Source organism: Aquimarina besae, from assembly GCF_042434905.1.
GTDB lineage: Bacteria > Bacteroidota > Bacteroidia > Flavobacteriales > Flavobacteriaceae > Aquimarina.
The window spans coordinates 2,425,976-2,446,718 of record NZ_CP170199.1 but is presented as its reverse complement, the minus strand read 5'-3'; the positions used below and the strand labels follow the sequence as shown (position 1 = coordinate 2,446,718).

The following is a 20,743-nucleotide window of genomic DNA, read 5'->3' as shown; positions in this document are numbered from 1 at the left end:
AAGTAATGAGGATAAATGCAATACGTTAATTTGTTGGGGAAAACAAAAACAGCCTTGCGTCGCATTCTGATTTATATAGCATCTTTAATCAACGTGTATGAAATGAGCATACTTATGAATTTCAGAAATAATGAAATAATTGATATGCGAATTTCATCTGATATTTATTTAAAATAAACACGAACGGATGAAATTTAACCACGAAGAATTCGGAGATAATGATCTATCAATTACTCGTTATGAGTCTATGTTAAGATCCAATGATGTAAAGTTTTTTGATTCTGATGAGTTTGAATCCATTATTCATCATTATTTGGAGAATGGAAAAATCGCCAAAGCAAAAAAAGCAATTTCGTTAGGGCTTTCGCAACATCCGTCTTCTATAAATTTAAAGTTATTACAAGTTGAAGTTTTAGTTTTTGAAGATCGTTTGGATAAAGCTGATAATCTTTTGGCTCAACTTCACGCATTGGAGCCAGAAAATGAAGAAATCTACATCCAAAAGGCGAATATTCTTTCCAAACAAAATGATCACGTTAAAGCCATCGAATTATTGAGTACGGCCTTACAATATACTGCTGATGAAGCGGATGTCTATTCTTTAATCGGAATGGAGTACCTTTTTATGGATGATTTTGAAAACGCAAAAATAAACTTCATGAGATGTCTAGAAACAGACGATCAAGATTACTCTGCACTCTATAACATCATTTATTGTTTTGATTTTTTGGAACAACACGAAGAAGCCATTACTTATCTGAATATGTTTTTAGATAAAAATCCATATTGTGAAGTTGCTTGGCATCAGGTTGGTAAACAATACTATGACCTAAAAGATTATGAGAAAGCCTTAGCAGCTTTTGATTTTGCTATCATAAGTGATGAATACTTTATTGGCGCTTATCTCGAAAAAGGAAAAGTACTTGAAAAATTAAAACGTTATAACGAGGCTATAGAAAACTATCGTATAACATTAGAGCTTGATGATCCTACATCTTTTGCACTCTTACGAATAGGAAAATGTTATGAGAAACTAGGAAGTGATGATCTTGCCATACAACATTATTCTAAAACTGTTCACGAAGATCCATTATTAGATAAAGGTTGGATTGCGATCACTGATTTCTATATGAGAAAACGTAATTATCAAAAAGCACTTTATTACACCAATAAAGCCATTAGTATTGATTCTGAAAACGTATTGTACTGGAAACGATATGCCAAAATCAATAACAGGCTAGCCTTTTTTGAAGAAGCAGAACGTGGATATAGAAAAGCATTAGAGCTTGGTAATTATGAATTAGAAACCTGGCTTAACAGATCTGATATTTTAAAATTTATTGGTGAGTCTGACGCAGCTATTCAAAATATGCATCAGGCAATGGAATTTTATCCTGAAAATGCCGAAGTGCAGTTTAGGTTAGCTGGATTATATTACGAAAAACAGGAATTTGACAAAGGCGAATTTCATCTTAGAAAAGCGCTAGAATTAGATACAGAATACATTATTGTGCTCGAGGAATTATTTGAACAGATTTTTAATCTTTCTCTAATTCAGAATATCATTTCTGAATATAAAGGTTAATGTTCAGTTTTCATTCTTGTTTCAAGATATGATCAATACACTAATTTCACTACAGTAATCATATCCTTTTACAATAAAAAATACATACATTTGTTTGTATAACAATTGCTAAACAAAAAAGAATGCGAAGAAGTCTTAAGCACTATCTGGTTATCTCTCTAAAAGGGATAGCTATGGGAGCTGCAGATGTTGTTCCGGGAGTTTCGGGAGGAACAATAGCTTTTATCTCGGGGATTTACGAAGAACTTATTTCCACCATTAACAATTTAGATTTCAATTTTTTCAAATCCTGGAAAAAAGATGGATTTAGTAATGCCTGGAGCTCCTACAATCTTTCTTTTTTGTTGGCGCTGTTTATAGGTATAGCAATTAGTATTCTTTCTTTAGCCAAATTAATCAAATGGCTTTTACATAATGAACCACTGCTATTATGGGCATTTTTCTTTGGTTTGGTTTTAGCAAGTATTTTATATATCGGTAAACAGATAAGCTCGTGGAATCCAAAAGTAGTTCTTAGTATTATTATTGCCGCAGTCTTATCTTATTTTTTGACAATTGCAGAGCCTATAGCATCTCCAGAAAGCCTTTGGTATCTGCTTTTTTGCGGTTTCATTGCAATCATCGCTATGATTTTACCTGGAGTTTCAGGAGCATTTATTTTATTAATTTTAGGAGCCTACGAAACCTTTATCGGTATTCTTAACCAACTAGGAGAAGGCTTAACATCATTAGATTTTGAACTTCTATGGCAAGCCTTTTACAAATTACTTTTTATAGGTGTCGGAGCAATTACAGGACTAAAATTATTTTCTAAAGTATTAAACTGGATGTTCACTCATCATAAGAATATGACCTTGGCATTACTGACAGGTTTTATGATAGGTTCTCTTAATAAATTATGGCCCTGGAAAAAAGTATTGTCTTGGAGAACAAATTCAGAAGGAATTGAAGTTCCGTTTATAGAAAAAAGTATATTACCTGCTAACTTTGATGGAGACCCAAGGATTATCTGGACGTTGTTATTTGTTACTATCGGTTTTTTATTAATTCTTATATTAGAACGTCTCGCAGTAAAAAAAGAGCATTAGTACAATGTCAGAAAACACAAGAACGTTTAGCGATAAGTTTTTTTTAGTCATCAAGGGATTGGCTATGGGAGCAGCTAACAAAGTACCTGGGGTTTCTGGTGGAGTTGTCGCTTTTGTAGCAGGTTTTTATGAAGAGTTTATTTACTCCTTACAAAAAATCAATCTCAAAGCGTTTAAACTCTTTATAAATTTCAGGTTCAAAAGTTTTTGGAGATATATTAACGGTCGGTTTTTGGCACTGTTAATTTTAGGAATGTTAATTAGTTACTTCAGTGTTTCTAAAATTCTAGATTACCTGATCATCCATTACGAACTATATGTTTGGGCAGCTTTTTTTGGGATGATCATTGGGTCCATTTACTATATCGTAAAAGATTTTAATGACTGGAGCAGGCGTAACATTGCCTTTATACTTATTGGAACTATTGTAGGTATTAGTATTAGTTTATTAGAACCTGCCAGAGAAAATGATAATTTATTTTTTGTGTTTTTCTGTGGTATTGTTGGGGTTTCGGGTATGACATTACCAGGGTTATCAGGTTCATTTATTCTGATACTTTTTGGAAATTATGTACTATTACTAGTAGATGCTGTAAATGCTCTTTATGATACGATAGCAGATCTCATTCAGTGGGATCTATCCTTTCTTGAAAACGCTGAGAGAATTCGATTACTTAAAGTACTTGTCGTATTTAGTTTAGGATCTATTACAGGATTAGTAACATTATCTCATTTTTTAGGATATGTTTTAAAACATTATAAAAATGCCACCTTTGCTGCGATAATTGGATTTATAACTGGGTCTTTAGGCGTAGTTTGGCCATGGAAACATAAAATATTTAAGCAAAATGAATTTGGTAAGACCTTGATTGATGCACAGGGTAATCCTATTCTTGATAATTATGATCGATATTTACCAGATATGACTATTGGGCCCACATATATCGCCTTCTTTTTTATTCTAGTGGGTATCGCAATTGTTTTATGGCTTGAATGGTACGGAAAAAGAACTTTAAAAACTAAACCCGAATGAGTATATATGGATTACTGGGTAAGAATATTGGTTATTCTTTTTCCAGAAATTATTTTTCTGATAAATTCAAAAAAGAAAACCTTAATCACCAGTATAAGAATTTTGATCTTGAACAAATCAGCGAATTACCATCAATCATCCAAAATACTGAAATAAGAGGAATGAATGTAACCATTCCTTATAAAGAAGAAGTGATTCCATATCTTGATAAACTAGATTCAGTTGCCCAAGAAATTGGAGCCGTTAATGTAATTAAGTTTGAAAATAACGGAAAACTTACAGGTTATAACAGTGACTATTATGGTTTTACCGAATCCTTGAAACCTCTACTTAATAGTACTATCAAAAAAGCACTTATTCTGGGAACCGGCGGGGCTTCAAAAGCAATTGCCTATGCGCTAAGCAATTTAAGCATAAAATATTCCTTTGTCTCCCGTAATCCTGATGTTCAGGAATTAGCTTATCACGATCTTGATGAAGACATTATGAACGAATTCAAATTAATCATCAACTGTACACCATTAGGAACACATCCAAACATAGAAAATTACCCAAATATACCTTATGAATACTTAGGAAAGTATCACGTTTTATATGACCTTATCTATAATCCTGAAGAAACTACATTTATGAAAAAAGGTAAAGAAAAAGGAGCTACTATTTCTAATGGACTGAAGATGTTAATTTTACAGGCAGAAAAATCCTGGGAAATCTGGAATCAATAATTTTTCTGTTTCCAGATCTAAAATTACGCTACAAAACTCCCCTAAGGAATTCCTAAAAGCACTCATTTGCTTTGAGTTTATATAAGATGTTAGTATCTTAGTCAATAGTTAAGCTCAGACAAACAAAAAACATTTTATATAATGTCCACACACGATAACCTGCCCGAAGCAGATGGAAATAAAGATCATAAGACAAACACTTTAGAGAAAAAAACAGAAAATCCAATTTCTGAAGTACCAGCAACAGAATCTGAGTCATCAGAATCTCAAGACGCAATGCCCGATCAAAACGCTAACGTAGAACCATTGTCTATTCAAGATAGTAATTCGATTGAGGACACAGCCGCTGGTGAAGATATACCAAATACTGTGGTAAAAGAAGAAAGTAATGAGGTTGCTACAGCACATAACGATGAAATCCAAAGTGAATTGGATGAGGCCGTTGCTGATGATAGTGAGGACGCTAGTAAATTAGAGCGTCATAATATCGAGAAAAAAGATTATCACGCAATGAGCAAAGAAGAACTCATTGCAGAATTAACGCATCTCATTAAAAATGAGAAAATTCAGGCTATTAAAGAACACGTTGAGGAAATCAAAACAGAGTTTAACGAAAAATTTAACGAAGAAGTAGAACAGAAAAAAGACGAGTTCTTGGCTGATGGTGGTGACATTATTGATTTCTACTACTCTACTCCTCTTAAAAAACAATTTAATTCAGTTTATTTTGATTACAAAGAAAAGAGAAATGCCTACTATCAAAACCTTAAAAAAGACCTTCAGGCAAACCTACAGAAAAGATTAGATATCATTGAGGAACTAAAAGGTTTACTTAATGTTGAGGAAAATATCAACACTACCTACAATCATTTTAAAGAAATTAAAGAACGATGGCATAATGCAGGACCGATTCCCAGAGATAAATATAATCTTGTATGGAATACCTACCATCATCATACAGAGAATTTTTATGACTTCTTGCACCTCAACAGAGATTTTAGAGATCTTGACTTCAAACATAATTTGGAGCAAAAACTTAAGATCATTGAACGTGCCAATGAGTTAGCTCAAGAAGCAGATGTAAACAGAGCATTTAGAGAATTACAGATTCTTCATAAAATGTGGAAAGAAGACTTAGGACCTGTTGCAAAAGAATATCGCGAACCTATCTGGGAAAAATTTAGCGCACTTACCAAACAAATTCATGAAAATCGTCAGCAATTTTTTAAAGTACAAGATAAGGTCTATGAAAAAAACCTTGAAGTAAAGCAAGGTATTATCGAAAAGATTAGGAATGTTGCTTCTGATCACCCTAAAAACCACGCAGGTTGGCAACAAAAGATTAAGGAAATAGAAGCTCTTAGAGAAGAATTTTTTAAAGCAGGAAAGGTACCGTCTAGCGCTAATGAAGAAACCTGGAGTCAATTCAAAAGTGCTGTTAGAGATTTTAATCGAAATAAAAATGCTTTTTACAAAAGTCTTAAAAAAGATCAGTTTGAGAATTTAAATAAGAAAATGGAGCTTATTAAAATCGCCGAAGACAACAAAGACAGTGATGACTTTTCGGTTACAACTCCGTTGATGAAAAAAATTCAGGCAGATTGGAAAAAAATTGGTCACGTACCCCGCAAAGACAGTGACAGGATATGGAAAAGATTTAAAGACGCTTGTAATTATTATTTTGATCGTATACACGCAGAAAAAAATGAAATTAATAAAGAGGAGTTAGAAGCTTATGACAAGAAATTAGCGCATTTAGAATCTTTGAAAAACTTAAAACTATCAGGTGATCCTGAAAGTGATCTCGCTACCATCAAAGAGAATATTAGCGCCTGGAAGACCTTAGGTCGGGTTCCTTATAAAAAGAAAAATATTGAAGCTGATTACAATAAAATCTTAGATGGTTTTTTTGAACAACTTAATTTAAGTCGACAGCAAACCGACATGATCAAATATGAAAACAAACTTAGTTCTTTAGCCAACCAATCAGACGATAGAGCACTTAGAAATGAACAGAATTTTATAAGAAAAAAGATTGAAGAAGTACGTAATGAAATACGACAGTTAGAGAACAATCTTCAATTCTTTAAACATGCAGATGACGACAATCCAATGGTTATAGAAGTCCGAAAAAATATCAATAAGCATAAAGAGACTCTGGAGGTTTGGAAAAATAAATTGAAGAAAATAAAAGAACTATAATCCTAAATAATGGTTTGTACACTCTGTACTGCAAAAACCACTGAATTTTCTATTGTAAAAGGAAAAACTTATTATCATTGTAGCAACTGTGATGGTATTATGTTACCTGAAGCGTGTTTTCTTTCTAAAGACGAAGAAAAAAAAAGGTATGACACACATAATAATGATATTACCGATCCTGATTATCAGAATTTTGTTTCGCCAATAGTAGATTCAATTGTAATTGATTATAATAAAAATCACAAAGGGTTAGATTTTGGAAGTGGTAGCGGTCCTGTTATAACTGAAATGCTAAGAAATCAGGAATATGACATTCAAACCTACGACCCATTTTTTGATCCGAATCCCCAAGTACTTCATACTACCTATAATTATATAGCTTGTTGTGAAGTTATGGAACATTTTTTTAACCCAAAGAAAGAATTCAAGCTACTGTACTCATTATTAAAAAGAGGAGGTCGTTTATATTGCAAAACTAATCTTTATGATAAATCCATTGATTTTGACTTCTGGTGGTACAAGAATGATCCTACTCACGTATTCTTTTATACTAAAAAGACATTAATTTGGATCAAAGAATATTTCAATTTTAACGAGTTAATAGTATCCAAAAAGCTTATTACCTTTAAAAAATAAATTTCTCGTTTATAGCTACTAAAAACTCTGCTTAAGTATCTATAACAGAGGCTCCCACAAAATCTTATCAACACGAAAACGTTTGAGTGATTTAAACTCCGTTTAGGTGAATAATTATTACCTAAATTGCTAATTCAATATATTTTTTGCTAAAAAAATATCATTGTGTCAATAATTTCTAATTTTTTATTTATAAACAACAACACACATTAACTTCTAAGTTCACACAAGACACAAACGCAAACACTAAAATTCATGAAAAACTCACTACCTAAAATCATAAGCCTTTTATGCTTATGGATCTCTTTACTCAACTCTCATATAACAAACGCTCAAACAGATTTTAGAGAAGAAACAATTTATTTTTTGATGACTACTCGTTTTTTTGATGGAGACTCTAGTAATAATGCCCCAACCGAATGGTCGTCATACAATCCTGATCCTACAATAAATCCAACGATTACAGATCCCAATGATGTAACCTGGAGAGGAGATTTTAAGGGTCTTATACAAAAACTAGATTATATCAAAGATCTCGGGTTTACCGCTATTTGGATTACTCCGATTGTTCATAATCGTAGCCCTCTGGATTATCACGGATATCACGCCTGGGATTTTACAAAAGTTGATCCAAGGTTAGAATCGCCTGGAGCCACATTTCAGGATTTAATAAATGAAATTCATGCAAGGGATATGAAAATTGTTTTGGATGTTGTAACTAATCACGCAGGGCGTTTCGGGATAAAGGATGTAGCAGAAATAAAATATAATACCGATCCAACCAAGCCTTGGTTTGCTCCGGATAACAGTGATTGGGAATATGATGGTTTGACTCCAAATCCTGAAGACGGTTTACTTTGGAGTAGAGCTAATTTGGCAAAAATGCCTCCTCCCTACAATCAAGATTTATCACAGCATAATTTTCCTGGAAAAGAAAGTTATGTAGATACTTCTGATCCGGATTGGTACCATCATTCCGGTAATGGTTTTGCACAAGGTTTTGATGATATAGAAAATCTACAAAACAGAGCACTTGCCGGAGACACACCTGACCTCAACACCGGAAGCCAGGTTGTAAGAGATTATCTGGTGAATGCCTATGCTACTTTTATTAATATGGGAGTAGATGCTTTTCGCTGGGATACAGTTAAACATATGAGCAGAGAGGATATTATCTATTTTTATGACGCATTTAAAGCAATTAATCCTGATCTCTTTATTTTTGGGGAAGTAGCACAAAAACGTCACGAATTACATCCGGTGGATGAAATCAATCCCCATTATTATACGTGGAGAGGTGAAGTAAACAATTCTGAACCGTTGGATCTTGCAGTCATTGACTTTTTTGGAGAGGCAACTTTTCACGGTACTTTTGAAGAAGGACAGTCTTTTCCTTCTGTAAAAGCTGCAGCACGTTATGATCATTTATACAGTGATCCTTCTACATTGGTAACATGGTTGGACAATCACGATTTTGGTCCTAATAATGATTGGAACAGACGTTACGGAGGTTCTGATGAAAATTTGGCTGCTTGTATGAATTTTATGTTCACCTGGCGTGGAATACCAACAGTATATTATGGTACCGAGATGCGATTTAAAGCTGGTGAATATAATGATATTCACGATGCTTCAGGAATTGAAAAATCTATCAATGAGACAGGTAGAGCATATTACGGAGATGTGATGGATCAAGCGCCTAATCATAAAATATATCAACATATTAAGAAACTTAATGCTATCCGAAAAGCTGTACCTGCATTGCAAAAAGGTGACTGGGACTGGAAAGAAGCTCCTGGAAATGCGGTTTCTTATCGCAGGATTTATCAAAATAGTGAAGTTGCTGTAGGATTAGCTAAAGACGGAGACGCTTCCTTTAGTATTTCAGGAATGACCAATGGTTTATACAGAGATGCTGTAACCGGACGTGAAGTTGTAGCCCAAAATGCAGTGTTAAACTTCACCGTTACTTCGGGATCAGCTGGAATTTATGTATTAAATGGACCAGGTCTTATTGGCGGCTGTGGAGGTGGATTCTTCGAAAACTGTGTCAATGGTCCTGGCAACCCCGTAGTTATTATTAATCCAGACACTACCAACTCTGAAAATCCTATAAACATTACTATGGAAGCCGTCGGAGGAGCCGGTTCACCTTACAGTATTTTTTATACCGTAGATGGATCAAACCCCAGTGCGTCCAGTTTTTCATATAACGGATCATTTACCATAACTGAATCCACTACGATCAAAGCAATAGTTTTTGATAAAGATGGGACTGCATCTGATGTTCTCACAAAAAATTATCAGATAGGTCCTATAGAAGGGTTACACGTTTACTTTAAAAAACCATCTTCGTGGTCACAAGCTAATGTGCACTATTGGAATGAATCCCCGGATGTTTTACCTCCAAGTAATTGGCCAGGTCCACAAATGAACCAAATTGATAACTCAGAGTGGTACGAATATATTTTTGAAGGAGTGGAAAGTATAAACTTACTATTTAACGATAACGGAGGGACTAAAACTGATGATTTGACCCGAAATAGAAATGGCTGGTTTGACGAGGGAATCTGGTATGATGCGGATCCTAGAAATACCTCAAATACCCCACCAGTTCTATCTATGACTCCAGAAGGTGGTTCTTTTACCGCAGGAGAAACTATTAACGTGACCTTAAACGCAACAGATAATTCTTCTCAAGGTGTTGAAATTTATTACACGCTGAATGGAGAGGAACCAAGTACTTCATCTATTAGGTATACCTCTCCAATTTCTTTGACGTCAGATACTAATGTAAAAGCTATAGCATATGACACAGAAGGATTATCATCTTCTGTGATTAGTAATTCATTTACATTTTCGGATACAACAGATGTTATGACCATTTATTACAAAGGTCCATTGTCTGATCCATCTATTTATTATTGGAATACCTCTCCTACTGCGATTAGTGTACCCTGGCCGGGTGGGAGTATGACCTACATAGGTAACGGCTGGTATTCATATGTATTTAACGGAATTAATTGTGCTAATATCATCTTCAGTGATAATGGAGCTAATCAAACCGGAGATCTTCAAAGATGTGGTGATGGATGGTACTATAACGGAACCTGGTACGATAGCAATCCCGAAGAAAGTCAGGATCTGACCATATATTTTAAGCCAGAAACCTATTCATCTCCTACGATTTATTTTTGGAACACTACTCCATCAGTACTTACAACTTCCTGGCCAGGAGAGTCTATGATTGCTGATGCAGATGGTTGGTACCGATATACTTTACAGAACACGTCTTGTACGAACCTTATCTTTAGCAATAATGGAGCTTCCCAAACATCTGATCTCGACCGATGCCAAGATGGATGGTATTATAATGGTGCTTGGCACGATCAAAAACCAGATACCAATAGACTGAACACTAATGAACCAGAAGATGAAATTCTAAACAGGAGCATTAAATTATTTCCTAACCCTTTAACAGCAAACACAGTATTACAATTAAGTACTACGGAGGCAACAAGCAATCTCAGGATTGAACTTGTTAATGTATATGGAGCCTATCAAACCGTTGTAAATAAGAAAGTTAATCGAGGTCAGCATCAATATAATTTAGGAAAGAGATCCCTAGCAAGTGGTATTTACTTTTGCAAGATCACTATAAATGGTAAATCGGTAACCAAAAAGATAATAAAACAGTAAAACACCCAATAAAATAATTTTTGAATATAATTACCCGCTTAAATAAATACTTAAGCGGGTAATTTTATATATAAACAAGGTTGGTGATCAGTTTAGCTTGTTTCTACAAAAATTAAAACTGCCTGAAAAACAGGATTGGATTGATTGTATTCATTCCACTCTAAAGATGAAATCGAATCCGATTACCAGGCAGTTTTAGAAAAGTATAAAAAACTCAACAATTAATTCCCGTATCCCGGGTTTTGCATTAAATTAGGATTTGCATCCCGCTCTCTCTGTGGAACGGGCATCACCAAAAAGTTATCATCATAATTTAATGTTCCAACAGTACCTTGTAAACGTTTGATATCGTGCAATGCAAAACCTTCGAAAGCTAGTTCTCGCTTTCTTTCATCTATTATATCCTGTAGAGTAATAGCTCCAAGTACAGCAGCGTTGGATCTTGCTCTCAAGGCATTAATTTCTGTTATTGGATCCAACCCTGTCGTACTTGCTAATCTAAAATTTGATTCAGCTCTTATCAAATGCATTTCTGCGATACGCAAAAAAGGAATATTAGCAAACTGAGATTGCCATTTTGTTGTAGCCGTGCCTCCAGAGGTACTATAGAAAAATTGTGCCCTAGCATCGTTGGCATCATCAAAAATGCTAAAAAAAGATCCATTAATGGAAACATCAGGATTGCCTGATCGACCTCCAAAAGCCTGACCCGCCCAAAAAGTATTCATTTGATTGACACCATCCTGACTGGTAATTTGCCAAGCAAAAATATCTTCACTAGAATCGCCATCATTATTAAAGGCAGCACCATAAGTTGCTGTTAGTGAATGCCCGCTGTTTTGTAGCACATCATCTGCTGCATCTCTAGCCCCAATATAATTACCTTGTTGCAAATATACTCTTGCTAAAAGTGCTTGCGCTGCATATTTATCTGCAAATATTCCATTAGAATCAGGGAGCAAATTAACAGCATCCTGTAAATCTAAAACTACCTGAGCATATACTTCTTCGACAGTATTTCTAGAAGGAGAAGCGATGTCAGCAGGATCCAGTACAGCTGCAAGGATGATCGGAGCTGCTAGTTGAGAGTTTCCACCACCACTAGCATAAGGTTGACCAAACAATCGCGCCAAATCAAAATAAACTAAAGCTCTTAGAAATTTGCATTCACCTTCCACCCGATTTCTTTCTGATTGCTCTTCAAATACATTCAGATTGGCTAGAACAATATTGGCCTGGTTATTTACTTCATAGGCATTAAGCCAATAATCCCTAACGAATGTATTATCAGGCACCAGTTGTTTTTCAATCAACTGGGCCGGTTGCTCAAAAGTGCCGTTCCAGGAAAGATCTGTATCATTGCCCAGTAACTCTGCAGCCAGATTGATCTGTCCTCCATATGAAACAACCTGTCCGGCTTCATCATACACACCAGTTAGTATATTCTGTAAATTTGCAGGACTTGAAACCGCTACTTCAGGCAATAAACTTTGCTCTGGCTCTAGCTCCAAATTATCCTCGCACCCAACAATTGAAATTGCTGTTATGAGCATTGTTAGCATTATATATTTTAATGTTTTCATATCCATTTGTTTTTAAAAATCAATATTTATACCTAGTGTATATGTTTTAGCAGGAGGCGCAGAATAAAAAGTTTCGCCAACCTGAATATTATTATTACCATTAAAGTCTGCTGTAGACTCTGGATCGTAACCATCAAAATCTGTAAAAGTTAATAGATTAAACCCGGTAAAATATACCCTAACACGTTCCATATAAAACTTTTTGGTCACATCTTTTGGTATGGTATATCCTAAAGTCAGATTTCTTAGTCTTATAAAATCTGATTCTTGTAAATATCGGGTAGAAGCTTGCTGACCATTTGTACTAAACAATCTAGCCTGAGGAACATCTGTAATATCACCTGGTTGTTGCCATCTACGCAATTGATCTGTAGTTTGGTTATCAAAAAATCTTGCGTTACCTGATTGAAAACGTCCTGCATTGTTATATATAGAAGCTCCCCATTCACCTTGAAATGTAAAAGAGAAATCAATACCTTTATAGCTTACATTATTCGTCAATCCAGCAATGAAATCCGGATACGGTTTTCCGGCAATAATCCTATCCGCTTCATTAAAATTATTTGTAGTACTTCTGTCAACGGTACCATCAGGATTTACCGTATTTCTGATGAATAATGCATCTCCATTGGCAGGGTCAGCTCCTGCAAATTCTACTAAATAAAATGAAGAAACGGTCTCACCTTCTCTTACAATATTTCTTCCTGCGATAATATCTCCGCCAGGCAATTTGGTAACTTCATTATCAATTGTAGAAAGATTTATCGATGTACTCCAACTTGCTTCCTGAGAAACAATATTCTTTGTGTTTATAATAAACTCAAATCCTTTATTTTGCATCTCACCAATATTTCTGGTGATATTAGGAAAACCCGAAGTTCCTGGAACCGGTTCATTTAATAATAAATCATCAGTATCTTTTAAGTAATAATCAATTTCTCCTGAAATTCTATTATTAAAGAAGCCAAAATCCAATCCTATATCTACTTGAGTAGTTCTTTCCCATTTAAGGGCCGGATTACCTAATTGTGTTGGAGCCAATCCAGCTCTTTGATTATATGGAGATCCTTGAAACAAACTCAAACTGGCAAAGTTTCCAATCTCGGCATTACCCGTAACACCCCAGCTTCCACGAAGTTTTAAAAGCGAAAGTATTTCTGAATTGCTTAGGAAAGCTTCTTCTGAAACAATCCATCCTACAGAAGCGGCAGGAAACCATCCAAATCTATTTTCAGCACCAAATCTGGACGAACCATCATAACGCAAACTTGCATTTATTAAATATTTATTAGCTATGGCAAGGGTAGTCCTACCGAAGTATGAGAGAAAGTTGAACCTAGTACGACTGGATCCTCCAGCAACAATTTCTGCTGCACTATTCAATGTTTGCAAATCATCTGAAGGGAAGCCTTGCCCTTGTAGAAATTGAGATCTCCTAAAACTATCCTCATAACTCATCCCCAAGGTTGCCTCTATGTCAAAATTGTTATTAATAACCCTGTTATATGTAAAATAGTTATTTAAGTTGTACTTTTCTGTTTGTACCGCATTAGTGGTCCCAAACCCGCCAACAGAAGCGGATTCTGTAAGACTTCCTGAGAATCTTTCTGCCACCTGAGATAGAAAATCATATCCAATTTCTGATCTAAAATTTAAATCAGGAATAATTTGATACTCTGCATATGCATTGGCCAGTACTCTCCAAATATTAGTTTTAAAATTTCCGTTAAACTCTTCTGTTAAAAAATTATAATACTCTGTAGTTTCATTGTTAGGAGTAATACCATCAGCCAAATATGCTGGCGATAAAGGAGTCTGTGCGATTGCTTGCAAAGGAGTTGCAAATGCATTATCATTTGATATTCTATCTATTACGGATTTAGAAACGCTGGCATTGGTTCCTACTCGAAATTTTTCTGAGAGATTATGATCTATATTTGTTCTAAAAGAGTATCGCTCTAACTGATTTCCTCTTACGATACCATCTGTATTATTATAGGCCGTAGAAATAAAAAATCTCGTCTTTTCACTTCCTCCAGATACGGATACACCGAAATCTTGCACCGATCCATCTACCAGAGCGAGTTCCTGCCAATCTGTATCTACTTCTCCATTTCTCCAGTCCAATCCGTTAGCGTAAAAATCAAACTGCCCCTCAATACCAGCTTGACTGAACCCTGCATTTAAAGCAGATTCAGTAAGCAGTTCTACATATTGGTCTGCATTAAGCCAATCTCTTGTATTGGTAGCTGTACTCACACCGTAGGATGAGTTTAGAGACACTTTGGTTTTCCCTTGTTTTCCTTGCTTTGTTGTTATTATGATAACCCCATTCGTTCCTCTCGCTCCATAAATTGCCGCAGATGATGCATCTTTAAGAATATCAATAGATTCTATATCATTTGGATTTAATGCAATCAGTGGATTAATCGGAGAATTATTTATGGACTCGTCAGTATTTGTAATCGGAATTCCGTCTACTACATACAGAGGCTCCTGAGAAGATGATATGGTTGAAATTCCACGTACTCGGACTTTCACACCTCCTTCGACTTTACCATTTAACTGGGTAACTTGCACACCGGCAGCTTTTCCGGTTAGGCTACTTTGCAAACTTGGTGTTGGTATGTCGTTAATTTCCTCAGAGCCGATAGAAGCTATGTTAGCTGTGATTTTTCTTCTGGATTGTGTACCGAAACCTACTACCACCACTTCTTCTAAAGCACTCACATCTTGTTCCAGGACTACATCAATCTGATTTTGACTGGTTACACTGATCTCGCGTGTTACGAAACCAAGAAAAGAATATATAATAATTTCTCCTGTTGCTGCTTCAATAGTATAATTACCGTCAAAATCACTTTGTGTCCCTCTGTTAGTGTTTTTGATGATTATGTTAACTCCGGGCAACGGTAGTCCGTTACTGTCCGTGACAGTCCCGGATATAGATCTTTGCTGTGCTAATGCTATACTCGATAAAAAAAACATAAGTATGAGCAGTTTGTAATGATTTACTTTCATAGATAAAATTTTTCAAGATTTATACTCCAATTGTTAGTTACAATACAAAAGGAAGGCAAGAGTATATTGAAGGCTAACTCAATACTACTACCAATAAGAATAAACTATAAGATTGTCATTAGTAATCTCTTGCCCGTTCTTTTTGCATCTGTATTGTAAAGGAATATATAGAGGCTGAGAAGACAGGTAATGCCTATAAACGTTTACTCTCCCGATAAACGCTTCCCCTTTACCCTAGAAAGTTATTGGAAGAAGAAATGATTGTAAATCCTTGTAATATTAACTTTTATGGAAAAATATTTATGATTTTTTGGTAGAAATCACGGAGAAGATATTTTTTCTTATTCGTTCTGTTATCAATTTACAAACTGAGCAAAAAAAGTGAGCTGCGAAAGTTTAGAACTCAACACCATTAATCTATTGGTTTTTTCTTTAAACCTTCTAAACTATCTGGAGTTTTATTACGAAAAGAAATAAAGTATTTATAAAGTGTAAACCTATACATACTTCAGGATTATGCATCTATTTGAATAAAAAAGATCACCGCAGATACTATGCTCACGGTGACCTTTTAACTATTAATCAATAATATAGTTATTATATCTTTAAAACTTCTGACAACGTTATTGTCAAAATTTTATATTAATAACCGGGATTTTGCTCTAGAAAAGGAGACAAATCTCTAACTCCTTGGGGTATTGGATATATTGTTTTATCTGCACCAGGAGCTGAAGCGGCTTCGCTAGGCTGTCCAGGTCTTCTTAAGCTCAAATTATTTCTCAAAAGATCCATTCTTCGTTGTCCTTCAAAAGCTAATTCCTTTCTGCGTTCATTTAAAATAATATCCAAATCAATACTTGTTAAATCAGGCAAACCTGCTCTATTTCTAAGTCTGTTAATATCATCAAGCGGTGTTGCACCTACTACCGAACCTCCTCTAAAGTTGGCTTCCGCTCTGGTAAGGTACATTTCAGTTACTCTAATCACTGGGGCATCATCAGAATTATTAACTCCATCCGGAAATTTATTGGTAAATATACGATCATCACCTTCGGCTCCTGCTCCTATTTGAGTTAAATTATCAAATCTCAGATCTCCCGGTTCTTCCGCGTATGCATCTAGCAAATCTTGAGAGAAAGGTACATCACCTCTACCCTCCGGAACTGGATTACTTAACCCTGAAAAACCTTGTCCGGAGTCCTGACCATTTACGGCATCATTGACTAAGGTAAAAATATGCTCTGGTGAATCAGGTGAATCGTAAAACGTATAATCCGTGGCTAAGCTATAAAAAGGATCATTTATCACGTCATTAGCAAAGTTTGCAGCATCATCCCAACGCTCTTGATACAAATACAATCTTGCAAGTAAAGCTCTCGCCGCACCTTGATTAGCTAATATTCTTGTATTAGAAGGCAAATCCGAAATAATATCTAACAACTCCGTTTCTACAAAATCGTATACTTGCCCTAAAGTTGCTCTTGGTAACTCCTGACCAAGTTCAGATGATACCACAAGAGGTACACTTAAGTTATTGGCTCCATCTTCAACTTGTAGCGGTTGCCCAAAAACTGTAGAAATATTAAAGTACACCAAAGCTCTTAAAAACCTGGCTTCTGCTATCGCTAGCGTGCGTTGTTCTTGAGTAAAACTCTCATCCGGAACTAACGAAACATTATCAATAACTACATTAGCCGCACCAATCACTTCGTAATTATCATCCCACATACCAAAAATTGAAGTATTGGCGGATAATGTTGCATAGTCTCTTATTTGTCCGAATGTTGTAAATGTACCTATAAACTCTACATTATCGGCTTGCCATTCTGTACTAAACTGTAACGTTCCGTTCAATACATCATCTTGTTGGGCTCGATTGTAAATTCCTGTTACAGCACCCAATGCCAGCGTACCATTTGAAAATACAACTGCGTCCACTGTATCATCTTCAGGTAATAATTCTATTCTATCTTCGCAAGAAGTAATAAGTATTACTAATAAAATGAATAGTAAACTAAATTTATTGTTTTTATTTATACTTGTTTTCATACGTCTGTATTATATCATTAAACTGTTTAGAAAGAAAAATTAATTCCAAAAGTATAGGTGGATGCTTGTGGTAGGGTAAAGAAATCTTGTCCTATTGCTCCGGCACCGTTTGATCCATTGGATACTTCGGGATCATATCCTTCTAATCCTTCACTTTTAAAAGTTATTAAGTTTGTAGCCGTAGCATATAGTCTTATTTTACTAATAAAAGTCTTGTCGAGAAAACTATCAGAAAGTGTATAAGCCAAGGTTACGTTTTTCAATCTTACAAAAGATCCGTCTTCCAGCTGAGCGGTTGAGTTTTGGTTAAATGTATTTATGGTTGCACTATCCGGGCTTGGTATGAAAGCCTGATCACCAGGTTGTTGCCAAACATTTAAAACTCTTGTTGATTTATTAAATCCACTAATTGGATTTTCGGTAAATGTTCTGGAAGTTAATAATATATCATTCCCAAAAGAAAAATTAAATAATGTATTTAACGACCAATTTTTATAGGTAAAGACATTTGAAAAACCTCCTATTACATCTGGATTTGCCTGCCCTACTATTCTTCTATCCGCATCTGTTGGTGTAGTAGTAGGGTTACCAGCAGCATCCAGCCACTCAGCATCTCCTGTCTGGGGGTTCACCCCAATGTATGGTATCAAATACCAGGAATTTGCAGAAAACCCTTCTATTGCCCTTTGCCCTGAAAATGCGAGAGATCCACCTGCTTGAGCAACAAACCTGTTTCCTAGCTCATCCACACTTGATGTTTCAGGAAGACTTGTTACTTCATTTTTATTAAATCCAAGATTTAAACTAGATGTCCATTTGAAACCATCGTTTGTACCATCAAAAATTACTGCATCCATAGAGAAGTCAACACCAGTATTCGTTAATTCTCCTATATTTTCATTCTTTCCGTTTAAACCAATGTTAAATGTTGGATCGACCGGAACAAATAATATTAAATCATCGGTAACTTTTTGATAATACTCTACATTAAAGGATAATCTTCTATTGAAAAAAGCTGCTGTCAATCCCACATCCCAAGTTGTAGTGCTCTCCCAACGCAAATCAGGATTCCCCAATGCTGAAGGTGTTAAACCCGGATTACCGTTATAATTATTACCTGTAAAAAGACCTAAAGCAGGAAAAGTTCCTATTCTGTCATTTCCGGTTGTACCATAACTCGCATTTAATTTAAGTCCCTGAACCCAGTCTACATTTTGCATAAAGGCCTCATCAGAAATATTCCAACCTACTGCTGCCGACCAAAATGTTCCAAATCTATTATTCGCACCAAACCTGGAAGAACCATCTCTTCGTATAGAACCTTCTAAAATATATTTCCCATTTGCATAATCATAGGAAACTCTACCTAAATAAGATACTAGCCTAGTTGCATCTCCACTGGAGGAAGTCAAAGGGAATTCTGCAGCTGATTCTATATTTAATTGCGCATCAGATAGAAATCCAGTACCCTGAGTCTGTACATTTCTAAAAGCGTTATCTTCAAATGAATATCCCGCTAATACGCTTAAGTTGTGTGAGTCACCGAAGCTTTTGTTATAAGAAAGTAAACTATTAAGGATATATCTATTTTGCTGGAAAACCGAATTGGCTGCAAATCCGCCTGGTGTTAATAATTCAACATTTCTTTGTTGATTTTCTGTAAAAGTTCTATCGATTCCTAAATCTTGTTTAAAACTCAAACCATCTATTAAAGAAGACAAATTGAATTCTAAAGATCCATTTCCTACTATTCGCGTAGTTGTAGATAAATTAAGGTTTAATAACTCCTGTGCTATCACATTACCTCCACCAACATTACCTGCGGTAGTAAAATTACCTTGATCATCAAATGGTTCTACATCCGGTCTTTGTAGTAAGGCAATCGTATATGGAGAGGCAAAAGCGTTTTCTGCCGGAACCCTATCGAATCGATTGTGAGATATATTGGCGTTTAAAGTTGCAGTCAACCAATTTCCTGCATTAGTCTGAATGTTAGACCTAAAACTAGTTCTCTCCAAATTATCGCCTACTCTTATACCTTCTTGATCTTCACGAGTAGCTCCGATAAAATAATTGGTTTTTTGAGTTCCACCACGTACACTAAAATTATAAGATTGTGTAGAAGCCGTTCTTAAAACCGCATCTAATGCATCAAACTCACCACCAACATCGGTCAAAGGATTTGCTGATACCGCAGAACCGTTTCTTACAAGTGTTGTGAAATCAATAAACTGTTCTGAATTCAATAAATCCGGTGAATCAGTGATTGAAGCAAATGAAGTGTTAATATCTATATCCACCGTCACTTTTCCGTCCTTTCTTCCACTTTTAGTAGTAATTAATACAACTCCATTACCTCCTCGAGAACCATATAGTGCAGCCGCTGCCGCAGATTTTAAGACAGATATATTTTCAATATCATTAGGGTTAATATTGGCCAAGGGATTAATACCTTGCCCCGAACCCTGACCGAAGGTAGTAAAATTATCCCCCAGAACTACTCCATCAATAACAAACAACGGTCTAGTATTGCTACCAATAGAGTTTGTTCCCCTTATATTAATGGTTGGTGATGCTCCAAGACCACCAGAACTAGAAAATACCTGAACCCCAGCTGCCTGACCTTGTAGTATATTTTGAGGAGAATCTGCTATAATATCTTGAATATCATCGCTAGAAACCGTGCTAACACTTGTAACTAATTTTTTCTCACTCTGTGATCCATAAGCAACTACCACAACTTCCTCTAATTCGGCTGCAGAAGCTTCTAGTTGCACATTGATATTGTTTGAATCCCTTACAACAATATCTTTGGTAGTGAAACCTACATAACTAAACGATAATACCGCCCCTCTATTTGCACTAATACTGTAATTACCGTCAAAATCTGATTGTGTTCCGTTAGCGGTATTCTTAACCACTATGTTAACCCCAGGTAAAGGTAATCCTTCGCTATCTGTTACTGTACCGGTAACTGTCTTTTGCTGTGCAAAAATAAATCCGGAGACAAAAAACACAAATAACAATAATTTGTAATCAAGTTGTTTCATAAATAAAATTTCATAAATTAAACCTCAGTGAGAAATTGAGAAAAGAGAAAGGGTATATTGAAAATGATGGCT

At 35.4% G+C, this 20,743-nt stretch carries 11 protein-coding genes; 7 read left to right on the top strand and 4 right to left on the bottom strand.

Annotation, left to right across the window (positions count from 1 at the left end; translation table 11 throughout):
• Positions 1–187: 187 nt before the first annotated feature.
• The 7 genes from ACE94K_RS10595 (at position 188) to ACE94K_RS10565 (ending at position 10,968) form a co-directional block, all read left to right on the top strand.
• Positions 188–1,585, top strand: coding sequence for a tetratricopeptide repeat protein (locus ACE94K_RS10595; RefSeq protein WP_378183934.1), 1,398 nt, complete (start codon positions 188–190; stop codon positions 1,583–1,585).
• A gap of 122 nt (positions 1,586–1,707) precedes the next feature.
• On the top strand, positions 1,708–2,673 hold the full coding sequence (locus ACE94K_RS10590; RefSeq protein WP_378183932.1) for a DUF368 domain-containing protein: 966 nt from the start codon (positions 1,708–1,710) through the stop codon (positions 2,671–2,673).
• 4 nt (positions 2,674–2,677) lie between these two features.
• Positions 2,678–3,706, top strand: coding sequence for a DUF368 domain-containing protein (locus ACE94K_RS10585; RefSeq protein WP_378183930.1), 1,029 nt, complete (start codon positions 2,678–2,680; stop codon positions 3,704–3,706).
• Positions 3,703–4,431, top strand: a complete 729-nt coding sequence (locus tag ACE94K_RS10580; protein ID WP_378183928.1) for a shikimate dehydrogenase family protein — start codon at positions 3,703–3,705, stop codon at positions 4,429–4,431. The genes ACE94K_RS10585 and ACE94K_RS10580 overlap by 4 nt, the downstream gene beginning before the upstream one ends.
• A 141-nt stretch (positions 4,432–4,572) precedes the next feature.
• Positions 4,573–6,633: a DUF349 domain-containing protein gene (locus tag ACE94K_RS10575; protein WP_378183926.1), complete on the top strand. Its 2,061-nt coding sequence runs from the start codon at positions 4,573–4,575 to the stop codon at positions 6,631–6,633.
• Positions 6,634–6,642: 9 nt separating this feature from the next.
• Positions 6,643–7,269, top strand: coding sequence for a class I SAM-dependent methyltransferase (locus ACE94K_RS10570; RefSeq protein WP_378183924.1), 627 nt, complete (start codon positions 6,643–6,645; stop codon positions 7,267–7,269).
• A gap of 255 nt (positions 7,270–7,524) precedes the next feature.
• A complete protein-coding gene (locus ACE94K_RS10565) occupies positions 7,525–10,968 on the top strand; it encodes a starch-binding protein (protein ID WP_378183922.1) in 3,444 nt (1,147 codons plus the stop codon).
• 221 nt (positions 10,969–11,189) lie between these two features.
• Here the strand turns inward: ACE94K_RS10565 and ACE94K_RS10560 are convergent, their stop codons facing one another.
• From ACE94K_RS10560 to ACE94K_RS10545, 4 genes are all read right to left on the bottom strand, one after another.
• Positions 11,190–12,551, bottom strand: a complete 1,362-nt coding sequence (locus ACE94K_RS10560; protein WP_378183920.1) for a RagB/SusD family nutrient uptake outer membrane protein — start codon at positions 12,549–12,551, stop codon at positions 11,190–11,192.
• A 12-nt stretch (positions 12,552–12,563) separates the two neighbouring features.
• Positions 12,564–15,539 (bottom strand): SusC/RagA family TonB-linked outer membrane protein, encoded by a 2,976-nt coding sequence (locus tag ACE94K_RS10555; RefSeq protein ID WP_378183918.1) that lies wholly within the window; start codon positions 15,537–15,539, stop codon positions 12,564–12,566.
• Between the two features lie 675 nt (positions 15,540–16,214).
• Positions 16,215–17,621 (bottom strand): RagB/SusD family nutrient uptake outer membrane protein, encoded by a 1,407-nt coding sequence (locus ACE94K_RS10550; RefSeq protein WP_378183916.1) that lies wholly within the window; start codon positions 17,619–17,621, stop codon positions 16,215–16,217.
• Between the two features lie 26 nt (positions 17,622–17,647).
• Complete coding sequence (locus ACE94K_RS10545) at positions 17,648–20,671, bottom strand: SusC/RagA family TonB-linked outer membrane protein (RefSeq protein WP_378183914.1); 3,024 nt, start codon at positions 20,669–20,671, stop codon at positions 17,648–17,650.
• Positions 20,672–20,743 lie beyond the last annotated feature (72 nt).